The organism is Paenibacillus sp. VT-400, from assembly GCF_001029205.1.
GTDB classification, from domain to species: Bacteria; Bacillota; Bacilli; order Paenibacillales; family Paenibacillaceae; genus Paenibacillus; species Paenibacillus amylolyticus.
Genome location: NZ_LELF01000067.1, coordinates 1,267,319 through 1,281,959 on the forward strand (window position 1 = coordinate 1,267,319; position 14,641 = coordinate 1,281,959).

Here is a 14,641-nt window from a genome sequence, read left to right on the forward strand (position 1 = left end):
CTACATCATGGTGTTCTCAAGCAAGATTTTTAGTGCCTCCATTGTACCGGCACTTTTGGTGAGGAGTCCTGCCATCATTTTACGTGCTTGTACAGGTTTCATCTCTCCAAGTAGCGGTTTGAGTTCGTTAACCTCTCGCTCAAGTTGTTGTACGTGAAGTTCCAATGTTGTCAATTTGCTGGCAACTTGTTCTTCTGTACTAACCAGACGCCACTTCTCAAGAGATTGTTTAATCTCGTCGAGACTATACTTCTCTTGTTTCATCTGTACAATACGTTCAAGCCTAGTTAAAGTTTCATTACTATAGAGACGATAATTTTTTTGTGTACGTTCTTCGGGAGCGATTAGTCCAAGCTTTGTGTAATAATCAATCGTCCGTTCACTAACACCAGCGGTCTTGGCAAGTTCGCCAATCCGAAAAAGTTTCATATCCCCAATGATATTCACCTCGCTTGCAAGTTCAAATGTAGGGAATTGTAGTTTCCACTTGTGAATTTCTAGACTACGCCCAATTTTCTTACTAATAAGTATGATACATGATCTTTAACCGTACAGTCAAACGTTATGCTTTGACAATCAGCATGCTGCATTTCTATATCTATGTACTCATAGAATGTGATTATGTACTTAAGTGCAAGAAAAAGACGTAAGACTTTATTCCCAGAAATAATTTTCAGTTTTGATGAAAATACTCTTGTCAACTTTCCTCTCTTCTGCTTATAATGACATTAAGAGTTTCACGTTGTGTGAAGAAACTTAACATAAGAGGGAGTGGGGTATATGAGAAAGAAATGGTTGGTTTCCATGTTAGTAATGCTTACTTTGTTCGCTTTTCCGGTTAGCGCATTTGCGGCTGCGGAGGGTCCGACTAACATTGAACTTCAAAGTGGTTTGAACTCAGCCTTTACGTTTTTGGCTGTTGTACTCGTGTTCTTGATGCAAGGGGGATTTGCTTTACTTGAAGCGGGTTCAACACGAATGAAGAATGCAGGACACATTGCGGGTAAGACCATCCTGACATTGGGAATTTCAGTTATTGCCTTCTGGGCTTTGGGTTTCGGTCTTGGTTTCGGTAATGGTAACAGCTTCTTTGGAACAACAGGATTTTTCCTGAGCGGTGACAAGATGGCTGCTTCCTTCGAATCACTGGCTTTCTCCGATGTTCCACTGACTATTAAATTCGTTTTCCACCTCGCTTTTGCGGCGGTATCTCTGGCCATTGCCTGCGGTGGTATGGCTGAACGTGCAAAAATGAGCGTATATATTGTATTCGGTACACTTTATACCATTATCATGTATCCGGTTGTTGCTCACTGGGTATGGGGCGGCGGCTGGTTGGCTGAGCTGGGTATGCAAGACTTTGCAGGATCGACGGTTGTTCACTTGACTGGTGCGACTGCAGCATTGGTAGCGACGATCTTGTTGAAACCACGTATTGGTAAATATAACAAAGACGGCAAACCTAACATCATTCCAGGTCACAACCAAGTGTATTCCGTACTCGGGGTTATTATCCTCTGGATCGGTTGGTTCGGATTCAACCCAGGTAGTACATTGTCTGCCATGGGAGATGGATTCTTCGGTTATGTTGCATTAACTACTAACGTAGCTGCTGCAGCCGGTGGTGTTGCTGCGCTGTTGATCTCATGGGCAGTACTTGGGAAGTCTGATATTCCTAGCATGTTAAACGGTGTGCTTGCGGCACTCGTTGCGATTACAGGAGCATGTGCATTCGTTGAACCTTGGGCAGCCCTGGTTATCGGTGCTCTGGCGGGTATCATCACATTCTTCACAGCACAGTACTTCGATCGTAAAGGAATTGACGATCCAATCTACGCTTTCTCCGTACATGGTATTGCTGGTATGTGGGGTGCGATCTCCACAGGTTTGTTCGCTACTCCTGAACTTGCCGAGAATGCTGGTGTAGGTCAAGCGGGTCTGTTCTATGGCGGTGGATTCCACCAATTGGGCGTACAGCTTCTCGGTCTGGCAGGTGCTTTTGCCTTCGTACTGGTAATGTCCTTCATTATTTTGGGCGGAATGAAAGCGATCATGGGCATTCGTGTTACTGAAGAAGAAGAAACAATGGGTCTGGATATCAGTGAGCACGGTACTTACGGATACCCTGAACAAATGAAAAATGTAGATTCTAAATCCAATGGTGGTACGTTCAGCTCCTGAGGTGAATGATGCTGAATCATGCTTCAAGGAGGCTGGACATGATGGAACCCATCTCGTATACAAACTATTCCTGGTCTTATCAGGGAATCGATGGTGCGGTGTCTTCTCAAGAACTGCGCCAGGCACGTGTAATATTACAGAACGAGCTCCAGGAATTGTTGTCCGCTTCCTTGTCGCCGATCGAGTGGTACCAAACGGTAAATGAACTGCATGACCGGATTGCACGGAAAGCAGTAGAGTTATGCATTCAGGGGATGGTTGAGGAAGGCTTCGGCCAACCTCCCGTCCCCTATGCCTTTATCGTATTTGGCAGTTCCGGCAGGGAAGAAGCAACGTTATGGAGTGATCAGGATAATGGCATGATCATTAGCGATACTCCACAAGAAGGTAAAGAGGAATATTTTGCTCAGCTCGGACTGCGAATGACGGATATGTTAGAAGAGCTTGGTTACGCCAAGTGCGAAGGCAAAGTCATGTGCTCTGAGCCACTCTGGAGAAAAACGCTGGCGTCATGGAAGCAACAATTAGCAGATTGGAGCTCGGATCTGAATTGGGAGCCCGTTCGTAATCTGATAATTGCTTCAGACATGCGTTTTGTTGCAGGTGAACAAAGTCTGGCGGAGGAATGGATCACGAGTTTTTATGAACAGTTCAGACTGGTTCCTGAACTTTCGGATGCAGTTCTTCGCAATACGGTTAAACATAAAGCTACATTAAATGTACTCGGACGTGTGGTCACAGAACGATTTGGTGAACATGCAGGCGGATTTGATGTCAAGTATGGCTTGTACATTCCGCTGGTGAACAGTGCACGTTATTTGGCTTTGCAACATGGGATCAAGGAGTCATCTACGTTAAAAAGAATGGAGAGACTGACTTCACTTGAAGCTGTTCCATTTACATTACTGGATGCATGCCAGCGGGCCTTCTTTGCCGCTTTGAAATTTCGCAGAAGTACACCGATTGTCATCCAAGGGGATTTGCAACATAGCAGTGGGTTCCTGGATGAGAAACAGATGAAACAAAAACAGATTCATTATGAGCTCAGGGATACGCTCGGGTTGGTACGACGAGTGCATCGTGCTTTGCAAAGACAGTTGCGTTTTGCAGAAAGGAGACGTCCATGAGAGAGCCGGCAAGGGGCAATACAGGATTCTGGAATTCGCTGCGTCAGGGAGGGGTTCCTTCCGCCATCGCTTCCATTATGGGAGCCCCTACGGCGCAACACATGGCGTTTATCCGCTCTATGATGAGAGAACAGCGCAGACCTGAGGTTCTGCATACACCTCTAAATGAGCTGGACGCAGTTGTATTTGATCTGGAAACGACGGGATTTTCGCCACAGCACGGGGATGAGATTATCTCATTTGGTGCGGTCCGTATACATGGAGGTGTGGTACTGGAAGGAGAACAGTTTTATACGGTGGTGCAGTCCAAGACCGCAGTTCCGGAACATATTACTGAACTTACAGGTATTACACAGGAGATGACGTTGGACGCACCAACTTTGCTGGAAGGGTTGCATGATTTCATGTCTTTTGTAGGTGGAAATGTTCTGATTGCACACGCAAGTGCGCATGACCGAGCTTTTCTGAATGCAGCTCTGTGGCGGACTTCAAAGGTAAGGCTGACACATCGTTTAATCGATACGATGATGTTGGCCCGCTGGCTTGAACCAAGCAGGCCGGGGTATGGTTTGGATGAATTGCTGGAATCCAGAGGGATTCCGATCTATGGACGTCACCATGCACTGGAAGATTCAAAAATGACTGCACAGTTATGGTCCTGCTACTTGGAGGACATGACTCGTAAAAATGTGGAGACCTTGGGTGATCTGTATACCCAGCTAAGTCACGCATAACGGAACGGGAAGCAGATTGTATGAAGGCACAACGTGTTGTGCCGGATCCTGCGATTCCTTCGAAGATTCAATCAGATAACCGTTCAGATGCATATGAGATACTAATCCGGCTGTAAGGTCAGGTGAGCCGATGAGGTACATCTGAAGCAAACCGGCGAAGGCCGGAAGAGCTTGTAAGTCCTCTAAGGAAGGAACAGGCCTGGTCTGGGGATGAGAATGGAAGATACCGATGAGCTTGGGCTCGGAGAATACGCACCGAATCCATTCGGCATCGTCCAGAGTAAAATGGTGCAGCGGGTCAGGTGCTACGTTACGAATGGGCTGAAACCGACTGATTCGTATACCGCCCGCTGCGGTTTCACCCAGCATAACCCCGCAGGCTTCTTGTGGCAGCGAAAGGAACATGTGCTTTGACATCTCTTGTTCTACGGAAGAAGGGATGTAGAAGGCGTTTTGCTGCCCGTGAAGTGCTGCCATTTGTATTCACCCCTCTCTCTTTGGCTCCTGCTACGGCAGGAGTCCTTTTTCATTTTATTTTCTGTGATGCGGATTGTAAAATTTTAAAGGAAAAGGGTACAATAATAAAGAGAACATTTGGGAATCATGTTCTGGTGAACTATGATAGAGCGTGATAAACACTTAGCATGTGCAGAAATTACGGTTTCAGTTTCAATATGCTAATTATATAAAAGGGTGGCGGGTTATGAAACGAAATATATACATACTCCTTGGTGTTGTCTTGCTGGTTGGTATTGCACTGGCCCAGAATGCGGGTGACGGCATTGCAGCCGTCTTTAAGCAGGAAGAACCGATGCCTACAGAGACGGGACCACGTGCGGGTCTTCTGGCACCTGCTTTTTCTCTGACAGCAATGGATGGAAAGACGTACAGTGTGGGCGGTGCCAAAGATAAGGCCACGTTCGTCAGTTTCTGGGCATCCTGGTGTGAGCCGTGTAAGCAGGAAGCTCCAGAGCTGAACAGAATGGCTGCGAAATACAAGGATAAGCTTGACATGTATGGGGTTAATGTAACGTCATACGATAAACTCAAGGATGCCAAAGCTTTTGTGGATAAGTACCAACTGACATTCCCCATTCCTTTGGATGAGAAGGGGACTGTGTATGCTCAATACAATGGGGTGGCTTTTCCAACGAATGTTCTGATTGACTCCAGAGGAGTTATACAGGAGATTGTTCTGGGCATATTACCTGAGAAAGAGTTGGAACGTAAGATTAAAAAGTTAATTGCGAATTAATTTTCATGTAAACAAAGAAGCCTTTGCATCCATGAATCATGGGTACAGAGGCTTCTTTATATTTTCCGGGAAATAAGCGTTATTAGTGGTTGCTTATCCCATGAGCAGGAATAGGGAGTGTGCCCGGCTCATCCTGTAATTTTTCTTGAAGCAATGCATAGCGGAAACTGTGAACGAGTGCTTCCCAACTTGCTTCAATTACGTTCTCGGATACACCAACAGTGTTCCATGTGTTCTCTGTATTTTTGGATTCGATCAATACACGAACTTTGGCAGCTGTGGCATCCTTCTCATCCAGTACACGCACTTTGTAGTCCGACAGATGCATGTTGGCAAGTGAAGGGAAATATTGTACCAGCGCTTTCCGAAGGGCGTTATCGAGTGCGTTAACCGGACCATTGCCCTCAGCAGCGGTATAAGCGCTTGTTCCGGCGATATTCACTTTGACAAAAGCTTCAGAAACAACGGATTTACCCGCCGTTTTCTCCACAAGCATTTTGAATGATTCAAACGTGAACAATTCTTTCATGTCACCGTTCGCTTCACGAATTAACAATTCAAGCGAAGCATCTGCGCCTTCGAACTGGTAACCCTGATGTTCCAGGTCTTTGATTTTCTCAATAATCTGACGTGAATTGGCACTGCTTGGATCGAACTCAAGCCCCAGTTCCTGGGCTTTGGATACAATGTTACTTTGTCCGGCAAGTTCAGAGACCAGCACACGTTGTTTGTTACCAACCAGTTCAGGCACGATGTGTTCATAGGTACGTGAATCCCGCAGGATGGCAGAGACGTGAATCCCACCTTTGTGAGCAAAAGCAGCATTGCCGACATAAGGCTGATTAATCGGCATATTCACATTGGCAATCTCGCTAACATAACGAGCCACGTTTGTAAGTTGTCTCATGGAATCATCAGTAACACATTCATAGCCAAGTTTCAGTTGCAGGTTCGGGATAATGGATGCGAGATTGGCGTTACCGCAACGCTCTCCATAACCATTCATCGTTCCTTGCACCTGACGGGCTCCGGCTTGTACAGCGCTGAGTGTGTTGGCCACAGCCAGTTCACAATCATTATGTGTATGGATCCCGAGATGTGCATGAGGCAGGCTTCTATGCAGTGTGGATACGATCTCGTGCACCTCGTTTGGCATCGTCCCGCCATTGGTATCACACATAACGAGCCAGTCCGCTCCAGCTTCGTGGGCCTTGGTCAAGACCGCTTGAGCATACTCCGGGTTATGTTTGAATCCGTCAAAGAAGTGTTCTGCATCAAAGATCACTTCCATTCCATTCTGTTTCAGATAGGCGATGGAATCATAGATCATGGACAAGTTTTCTTCCAATGTAGTCTGCAAAGCGGTGTGCACATGGAAGTCCCATGATTTACCGACCAGGGTTGCAGCCTGAGCACCAGATTCGATCATGCGCTTCAGGTTGGCGTCTTCACTGGCAACACTGCCTTTACGGCGGGTACTGCCAAAAGCAACAACCTTTGCGTTCAGGTTTAATTCCTTGACTCTTTTGAAAAACTCAATGTCCTTGGTATTGCTGCCGGGAATTCCGCCTTCAATATAATGGACACCCAGGTCATCAAGCTTCTTGGCAATTTTGAGTTTGTCGTCTGCCGATAAGCTGACACCCTCCCCTTGTGTGCCGTCACGTAAAGTCGTATCGAAGATGGAAATGGCCTTTGACATGAAGATCCTCCTTTGAGATAAAGCGCTCTTTTAAAAGTTTGGATTTTAAGTTAGGAAAAGCTGTTAAGTACGTTAGTGGACGAATCCTTCGATTCGGCAACGCTACACTGTGTTAAACTGGGTGCGCTGATTTGTCCTAAAGTCGTCAATTTGTATAATTAATTATTATAGCACCATTATAGCCAAATGCTACATAGAAATCGCAGTTTCATGTAACAATTAACGTATTTTAGAGAAAAAAGAAGGATGTTAATCATAATCCGGATGTATGTTATAATCTATTATTGAGTTTTAATTGGAATATATGGAAGAAAAGGAGGGGTGATTTTGACTTTTTTATGGGAGAATACGATTATTGCTCTGATCACTTTGATACTTTTTGTGAGTGTAGGCTGGTTAATTATTCGGTCTCTGATCAGATCTCGCAAAAAATAAATGCTCGTGACTGAATTAACATAACGGGTTTGATATACTATAGAAGAAAGAAATTCGTTTCATTAATTAGTGTGCATGAAAGGGCGGGGGTTCATGATGTCTTCAGACGGCAATCCTCCAGCAAATGTGGATCAATACTACCCTGCAGCCGGACGGGTGATTCTACATGTCGATATGAATGCTTTCTACTGCTCTGTACATGAAGCCGAGGAACCAGATTTATATAGAGGAAAAGCAACGGCCGTTGCGGGCAGCAGTGAACTGCGAAAGGGTGTAATTGTAACCTGCTCATATGCCGCTCGTAATCGAGGCATCTCAACAGGTATGGTTGTTCACCAAGCCATGAAAAAGTGCCCTGATCTCATTGTGATTCGTCCTGATTTCCATTTATATCGTCAATATTCAAGAGCGTTCATGCAGATTGCGTATAGTTATACCCCTCAACTTGAGGCGACATCCATTGATGAATGTTATCTTGATATTACAGGTTCAAGGCAATTCGGGAATCCGATGGAGATTGCGGAGAGTATTCAGCGTAGAATCAAGGATGAATTGGGGCTGCCATGTTCCATTGGCATTGCACCCAACAAATTATTGGCGAAAATGGCTTCGGATTTGGAAAAACCGAACGGTATCTCCATTTTACGCATGAGAGACGTACCTCGGATTCTTTGGCACAGACCATGCAATGAGATGTTTGGCATTGGCAAAAAAACGGCTGAAAAGTTGAAAAAATTGGGCATTGAAACGATTGGTCAATTGGCCAAGTCGGATGAGAACATGTTGACCGAACTATTTGGAGTTAATGGAGCATGGCTCAAAAATTCCGCGAATGGCATTAACCATTCCGCAGTTCACGCGGAACGTGAGGCCAATAAATCCATTGGGCATACAACCACTTTACCGGCGGATGTATCGGATATGAATGAGATTCATCGGGTGTTCCTCAATATAAGTGACCAGGTAGCCAGAAGGTTGCGCAAGCACGAAATGTTCAGTCAGGGGATTCAGATTACAATCCGGACACCGGATATGAAGACAATCACCCGATCACGTCTAATGGAAGTTCCTACGGAGGATGCAACGGTCATATACCGTGAGGCCTGTAAACTATTTGAGAAGCATTGGGGTAGTGGCAAGCCTGTACGCATGCTGGGTGTGACACTTCAGAACCTGATTCCAAGAGAAGAATCAGCTGTACAGATGGACTTGTTCGAATATGAGCAGAAGCCCAAGAAGGACAATCTGATTCGGATTATGGATCAGTTACGTGATAAATTTGGTGAGAATGCTGTTGTGACCGCCGGCATGCTTGGAGACGATCCTTCCGTGCTGCTTCGTAATCATAAAGTGCGCGGTACTTCCCTGCAAAAAGATAACTTGCAAAGTCTTGATTAAATAAGGGATAATAGAGACTTGTGGTTGCAAAATGTTTGTAATTATCCTTACTTTGTATTAATATGTTTCTAGATAAAAACACTGTACGTTTTGAATTTTAGGAGGAGAGAATGTAAATGAGTAAATATACTTGGGTTGAAAAAGACACATGTATCGCATGTGGCGCTTGTGGAGCAACAGCTCCAGACATCTACGATTATGATGATGAAGGTTTGGCTGAAGTTATCTTTGACGGCGATGCTAACCATGGTGTCAAAGCTATTCCGGACGACTTGTTTGACGATATGCAGGATGCATGCGATGGCTGCCCTACAGATTCAATTAAAGTAGCGGACGAGCCTTTCAATAAAGAAGGCTAAGTATTTCTCACATGAACATAGAGCACTTTCTTTTGTCCTAACGACAAGGGAAGGTGCTTTTTTTGCATTCATTTAACTGTGATTATCTGACTATGGATCAAGGACGAACATTCTCGAACCCCCTTTTTTTCGCCGGGTACTCAAGTCCTATGGATTCAACGCCTGGTTATGCCGATATATAATGATATACGGAAAAAGGCGAAATAGTGGAGGATCGGATGCAAAATACTCATTTAAGAACATATGTCAAGAAACATCCCGACAATAAAATGGCTTGGTACTTGCTTGGAAAGGAGTATTTGGGCGAAGGACAGGAGGCCAAAGCCAATTATTGTTTTCAGCAAGCGGGCGAGGTTTATGAGGCATTTGAACGCAGTAAAGCTCCTGCGGACATCTGGGTAGACTATCAGGATAAACTGGTGGAAATGTCTGAGCAAAAAGAGAAAAAACAACGTAGACGCAAAATGTGGCTTACGTTGCTCATGCTGCTTGTGCTGGCAGGTCTGCCACCTGCGGACGCTCCGGGTTTCAGTCGGGAAGCGGCCGACGCACTGTCAGCAGCACTGGAATCCACAGATGACATCGAAGCGCCTGTAGAAGCGGATAAACAGGTTGGAACTGCATCCATTGCGCCAAGCAATGTGTTCACTGCTGCGGCATTTGGCGGAGGTAATCATGGCGAGGCTGCGCTCGCAGCTGCCTGGTCCGGGTCTGGCCCAAAAGTAGAGACCTCAGCTGTACTGGGGATGCAAACCTCGGATGACTGGTCTTTATGGAAGCGAAATATGCCTGTGAAATACATAGTACAAACCAATACAAGCGGGAAATTGACTGCACAGAGTTATGATGCCAAGCAATGTAACTGTGAACCTCCTGAAATTACACCGAAAATCAAAAAGATGGCCTTGGCGTGGACCGCCAAGCAGGAAGCAGCTGCATCATTATCAAGTGCAATCGTTGCCTATCGCAAAAAAAATGACGCTTGGCCCAAGAGTGTAACGCAAATGGCTCAGCCATTTCCGAACAATATTCTGGGAGAGACTGCGTCAGGGATGACCGAGATGTTTCCGAAGCTGTTAGCTTTGCATCAAGGAAAGGCACAGGAAGGGAAGATCGATTCGAGTGGTAAAGAGAATGGTTCAACATCTTCAAATTTGTCTCAAGGCAAAAATGCCGCTTTTGCAGATACGCTGGGAGGTCAGCCTTTTTTGCAGGAACCGCTGGAGATTGTCATTGATAAGAATAAACATAAACTTGCATTAATTAGTGGGGATACCATTGTTCGTATGTATGATGTGGGACTTGGCGGTGATCGAACACCGGAGGGGTCATTTGTCATTACAGATAAAGTGGTCAATCCGAATGGACGCTCGAACGGGGAGTTTGGAAGCAGAGGTATGCAACTCTCGAATACGAATTATGCCATCCACGGGACCAACGAGCCAGACAGTATCGGACTGGATGAGTCCCTTGGATGTGTGAGAATGCGTACAGGAGATGTAGAAGAGTTATTCGCTCTTGCTCCGCAAGGCACTCCGGTACGCATTGGAGAAGATGTACTGCCAGATCTGACGCTTGTTCCAGAAGCAAAGCAGCGTTATCAGCATACGCTTGTTCCAAAGCAGAATAATCCGAACAAAACGTATCACTGGCTGAATTGATCTGTTTGATATGTAGAATCAGATGGATTCAGCCTGAATCATCTACATGTTGGCAATAATGATAAGAGCACCAATGATGATGATCAGGCCGCCTACACTGGCTGCTGTCCATGCAATGGCTTTGCGATTCACTTCTTCTTTCTTTTGCTGTAATGCAGGTGGTTTACGTTTGGGAGCCATGAGTTATTCCTCCTTATTTGGAATAGAACTGGTGTAGAGTAACCATGCTCTCATTGTAAAGAATTCAACTCGTCATTTCCAGTGGGCGGGTGGATTTCTTGTGAGCATTTTGTATTATTCGATTTGTGCTGTCTATGCGCAAACTACTTTCCTTTTTAATAAGAAACAGATAAACTTGTGAGTAGAGTGTTTTTTTACATATGAAAAGACGGACAACGGCTTTTTGGCGTACCGGACCAGAACGGAGTGAGTGATTTGTTATACAGAAGTCTTGCTAAACCTTTGTTGTTCAAAATGGACCCTGAACAGGCCCATCATCTGATTATTGGCGGCCTTAGTGGCATGGGTAGCATCCGTCCGGTTCCTTCCGGACTGCGTGTGATGTACGGCGTTCGTGAAACGTCTGATCTGGCTGTTGACATGTTTGGGTGTCATTTCCCTACACCTGTTGGTCTGGCTGCGGGTCTGGACAAAAACGGGCAGGCCGTAACGGGCTTTTCTTCCATCGGATTTGGATTCATGGAAGTGGGAACCGTGACACCACTTGCACAACCAGGTAACGATCAACCACGGCTGTTCCGTTTGCCTCCAGATGAGGCGTTGGTGAACCGAATGGGCTTCAACAATCTTGGTGCGGAAGCCATGGCAGGTGAATTGGCACGTCTACAGGATCGGCGTATTCCAGTGGCTGTTAACATCGGCAAGAATAAGGCAACTTCTAATGAGGAAGCTCACCTGGACTATTCGAAGTGCATTCAGGCACTATACGATTATGCTGATCTATTCGTGGTTAATATCAGTTCACCAAATACACCGGATTTGCGTAATCTGCAACATGGGAATGAATTGAAGGAACTGCTCGCTGCGGTTATGAACGAGATGAACGTGCAGCATGCACGAGCGGGCGGAGCGACCAAATCCGTTCTGGTGAAGATCGCACCGGATGTGAATGATCAGGAACTTGAATATATGGTTCGCACAATTGCAGACAGCGGTGTTGCTGGCATTATTGCTACGAACACAACCATCAGTCGTACAGGACTTTCCCACCAACATGCAAAAGAGACTGGCGGTCTGAGCGGTAAACCTCTGCGTGACCGTTCAACGGAGATTATTCGCCAGATCTATCGCCAGACCGAAGGCAAACTTCCGATTATCGGTTCAGGTGGCATTTTCACAAGTGAGGATGCATACGAGAAAATTAAAGCCGGAGCAAGCTTGGTCGAAATATATACAGCATTGATCTATGAAGGACCTGAGGTGAATCGGCGCATTCATGCCGGACTGCGTGAGTTGCTGCGCAAGGACGGTTATCGTCATATCTCTGAAGCGGTTGGTGCGGAGCATCGTTAAGAAGGAATGTGAATCCCCGGAATGAAAAATATAGAAGCATGGGAAGAGCGTAAAATGGTTCGGGACTCTTCCCCCCACCAAACATCATGTATAATGGAATAGAACAGGGGACGCTATAGAGACAGGAGGCATAAGCATGGACGGTAGAGACTGGGGTACATTTTTACTTCCTTATGAACAAGCGGTAGAGGAATTGAAAGTCAAGTTTAAGACAATGCGAGCGGAACTGAAGAAACGGGAAGAGTATGCCCCGATTGAATTCGTTACCGGTCGTGTCAAAAAAATATCCAGTATTCTGGAGAAATCCAGACGGCTGAATGTGTCGCTTGATGACGTGGAAACAGGCATTGAGGATATTGCAGGTATCCGCATTATGTGCCAGTTCGTGGATGATATCCGTCGGGTTGCCGAGTATATTCGAGGTCGTAAGGATCTCACGGTACTCATTGAGAAAGATTACATTACAAATTTCAAAGAGAGCGGCTATCGCAGCTTCCATATGATTATTGAGTATCCTGTTCAGACGGCTCTGGGACAAAAGAAAGTTTTGGCTGAGATACAGATCCGGACGCTTGCCATGAACTTCTGGGCTACCATTGAACATTCGCTGAGTTACAAGTTTCGCGAAGGGTTACCTGATGAGATGAGAACCAGACTGAAAAAAACGGCTGAGGCCGCGTTTATATTGGACAACGAGATGTCTGCAATTCGTCTACAGATTTTGGAGGCGCAGAAGGCATTCGAGGATGATTCCAATATCGTGTCAAGAACATTGAATATCATTCATCAATTATACTTCTACCACCTTGTCAGTGAAGCAATTGAAGCACAGAAGCGATTTAACGATTACTGGGAACGGCATGATATGGAAGGGCTCAAAGACTTGCTGGATGACGTGAAGAAACTTCTGAACAACGCCAGAAAGGGCGAAAACCCGGATGAGCATCTATGAGCCACTGTACGTTGACTACTTAATCTACTTCAATCGGGATCAGGATTATTTCGAGTGCCATGAGGTGCTGGAAGAATTGTGGCTTGAACGGAACCGGGATTCTCTCTATAAGGGATTGTTACAAATTGCAGTTGGTTTATACCACTTCAGGAATGGCAATCTCCGCGGAGGAACGATGATGTTACAGAGCTCACTTGATCTTTTGGAACCTTATCCTGCTACGACTCTGGGCATTGAGCTTGGGATTTTGGTACAGGAAGTAAAGGCAATCGTGAAGCAACTGTCTGAGCCTGACGCTCAGTCTGTGACTTATAGGGATTTGTCCATACGAATTGTTGATGAGGTCTTAGAACAAGAGATATCTAGAAGATCGCTTGAGCTAAAACCTAATATTCCGCAGCGCCGGAGTCCTACCAGAGGGCGAATATACGAAGAGAAGATGAAGGCGATGGATCAGAGTAAAAGTTGAACCGTAATCACGCTAACATTCAAATGAGCATCCCATGGATATGAAGTTCCATGTATATGAAACACCCCGACGATTCCTGTAAAGGGAACGATCGGGGTGTTTTTGAATGTTGCGTCATATTCAGATGATTGCAGGTGGTATAGCCTGTCCTTTAACAGAACAGTTTCTGGTGATACAAGTGCCTGATTGTAGATACTTGTGGGAACGGATCTAGCAGTTAGCTTGCCGAAGGAGCGGCACTGCCTTTATATTTTTGGAAAAATTGTTTGTAATCATCCAGTGTGTAGCCTTGGTCACTGCCATTCTCTTGCAGTCCGCCAACCATACGGTCTTTCTCGACACCAGCCTCATAATAGACGAGTGTAGGCGTGAACTCGATATTGTAATCGGTCCATCCTGCTTCGAATTCACGCAGATTGAACTGCGGAAGCTCAATACCTTCACTGTCAACCAGCGGCATCAACTGAGGTGTTGTTGCACGGCAGTGCGAGCAATCGGAAGCAAAGAAATAAACAAAAAAGCTGTCTTTGTTATCGATTTTGGCTTTGAGATCAGTGGGTACAATAATTTGTTGATAGTTGGGATCACTAAGTAGCTCCCGTGTAGCTGGATTAAGCTTGGAAGCAGCGATGCCATAAGCATTTTCCACTGAATCCATCTGTTTCTTGGATTGCTGGTCTACGACAACCAGTGCTGCAATCATAATGATTAAAATACCCAGGAAAATAAGGATCGCAGCACTTTTCTTTTTCTTCTTGGATTTCATTGGACATCCCCCATCGATCATATCGAAATATAGTTTGGGCAAAAATAAAGGTTGGGATAATATGCATAA

Annotated in this window: 15 protein-coding genes; 10 read left to right on the forward strand and 5 right to left on the reverse strand. The window is 45.5% G+C overall.

What is annotated here, in order from left to right:
• Nucleotides 1–429, reverse strand: a complete 429-nt coding sequence (locus tag EL84_RS16470) for a MerR family transcriptional regulator (protein ID WP_017689377.1) — start codon at nucleotides 427–429, stop codon at nucleotides 1–3.
• A gap of 351 nt (nucleotides 430–780) precedes the next feature.
• On the opposite strand from EL84_RS16470, the gene EL84_RS16475 reads away from it, so the two are divergent.
• The 3 genes from EL84_RS16475 to EL84_RS16485 are packed head-to-tail and all read left to right on the forward strand — an operon-like array spanning nucleotide 781 to nucleotide 4,042.
• The gene (locus EL84_RS16475; RefSeq protein ID WP_036609643.1) at nucleotides 781–2,181 is read left to right on the forward strand and encodes an ammonium transporter; all 1,401 of its coding nucleotides are present in this window, start codon (nucleotides 781–783) and stop codon (nucleotides 2,179–2,181) included.
• Between the two features lie 41 nt (nucleotides 2,182–2,222).
• A complete protein-coding gene (locus tag EL84_RS16480) occupies nucleotides 2,223–3,308 on the forward strand; it encodes a DUF294 nucleotidyltransferase-like domain-containing protein (protein ID WP_047842382.1) in 1,086 nt (361 codons plus the stop codon).
• Nucleotides 3,305–4,042, forward strand: coding sequence for an exonuclease domain-containing protein (locus EL84_RS16485; RefSeq protein ID WP_017689374.1), 738 nt, complete (start codon nucleotides 3,305–3,307; stop codon nucleotides 4,040–4,042). Before EL84_RS16480 ends, EL84_RS16485 begins: the two co-directional genes overlap by 4 nt.
• On the opposite strand, the gene EL84_RS16490 is transcribed toward EL84_RS16485, so the two are convergent.
• Nucleotides 4,028–4,519, reverse strand: coding sequence for a M67 family metallopeptidase (locus EL84_RS16490; protein ID WP_047842383.1), 492 nt, complete (start codon nucleotides 4,517–4,519; stop codon nucleotides 4,028–4,030). The two genes, EL84_RS16485 and EL84_RS16490, sit on opposite strands and share 15 nt — an antisense overlap.
• Before the next feature lie 226 nt (nucleotides 4,520–4,745).
• Here EL84_RS16490 and EL84_RS16495 point away from each other — a divergent pair, with 226 nt between their 5' ends.
• Nucleotides 4,746–5,297, forward strand: coding sequence for a TlpA family protein disulfide reductase (locus EL84_RS16495; protein ID WP_047842384.1), 552 nt, complete (start codon nucleotides 4,746–4,748; stop codon nucleotides 5,295–5,297).
• Between the two features lie 82 nt (nucleotides 5,298–5,379).
• On the opposite strand, the gene cimA is transcribed toward EL84_RS16495, so the two are convergent.
• Nucleotides 5,380–6,999 carry a citramalate synthase gene (cimA, locus tag EL84_RS16500; RefSeq protein ID WP_047842385.1) on the reverse strand — a complete coding sequence of 540 codons (1,620 nt, stop codon included), beginning with the start codon at nucleotides 6,997–6,999 and terminating at the stop codon, nucleotides 5,380–5,382.
• Between the two features lie 531 nt (nucleotides 7,000–7,530).
• Between cimA and EL84_RS16505 the strand changes: the two genes are divergently transcribed.
• The 3 genes from EL84_RS16505 (at nucleotide 7,531) to EL84_RS16515 (ending at nucleotide 10,852) form a co-directional block, all read left to right on the forward strand.
• On the forward strand, nucleotides 7,531–8,832 hold the full coding sequence (locus EL84_RS16505; protein WP_047842386.1) for a DNA polymerase IV: 1,302 nt from the start codon (nucleotides 7,531–7,533) through the stop codon (nucleotides 8,830–8,832).
• A 116-nt stretch (nucleotides 8,833–8,948) separates the two neighbouring features.
• Nucleotides 8,949–9,191 carry a ferredoxin gene (locus EL84_RS16510; protein WP_017689369.1) on the forward strand — a complete coding sequence of 81 codons (243 nt, stop codon included), beginning with the start codon at nucleotides 8,949–8,951 and terminating at the stop codon, nucleotides 9,189–9,191.
• A 218-nt stretch (nucleotides 9,192–9,409) separates the two neighbouring features.
• Nucleotides 9,410–10,852 carry a L,D-transpeptidase family protein gene (locus EL84_RS16515; protein ID WP_047842387.1) on the forward strand — a complete coding sequence of 481 codons (1,443 nt, stop codon included), beginning with the start codon at nucleotides 9,410–9,412 and terminating at the stop codon, nucleotides 10,850–10,852.
• Nucleotides 10,853–10,894: 42 nt separating this feature from the next.
• Here the strand turns inward: EL84_RS16515 and EL84_RS32290 are convergent, their stop codons facing one another.
• Nucleotides 10,895–11,032 (reverse strand): hypothetical protein, encoded by a 138-nt coding sequence (locus EL84_RS32290; RefSeq protein WP_017689367.1) that lies wholly within the window; start codon nucleotides 11,030–11,032, stop codon nucleotides 10,895–10,897.
• A 255-nt stretch (nucleotides 11,033–11,287) separates the two neighbouring features.
• Here EL84_RS32290 and EL84_RS16520 point away from each other — a divergent pair, with 255 nt between their 5' ends.
• From EL84_RS16520 to EL84_RS16530, 3 genes are all read left to right on the forward strand, one after another.
• A complete protein-coding gene (locus EL84_RS16520; RefSeq protein WP_047842388.1) occupies nucleotides 11,288–12,385 on the forward strand; it encodes a quinone-dependent dihydroorotate dehydrogenase in 1,098 nt (365 codons plus the stop codon).
• 136 nt (nucleotides 12,386–12,521) lie between these two features.
• Entirely contained in the window at nucleotides 12,522–13,337 is an 816-nt protein-coding gene (locus EL84_RS16525; protein ID WP_036609636.1) for a GTP pyrophosphokinase family protein, read from the forward strand.
• Nucleotides 13,324–13,806 (forward strand): DUF309 domain-containing protein, encoded by a 483-nt coding sequence (locus tag EL84_RS16530; protein ID WP_036609634.1) that lies wholly within the window; start codon nucleotides 13,324–13,326, stop codon nucleotides 13,804–13,806. The genes EL84_RS16525 and EL84_RS16530 overlap by 14 nt, the downstream gene beginning before the upstream one ends.
• 217 nt (nucleotides 13,807–14,023) lie before the next feature.
• Here EL84_RS16530 and EL84_RS16535 read toward each other — a convergent pair whose 3' ends face one another.
• Complete coding sequence (locus EL84_RS16535) at nucleotides 14,024–14,572, reverse strand: thioredoxin family protein (protein ID WP_047842389.1); 549 nt, start codon at nucleotides 14,570–14,572, stop codon at nucleotides 14,024–14,026.
• Nucleotides 14,573–14,641 lie beyond the last annotated feature (69 nt).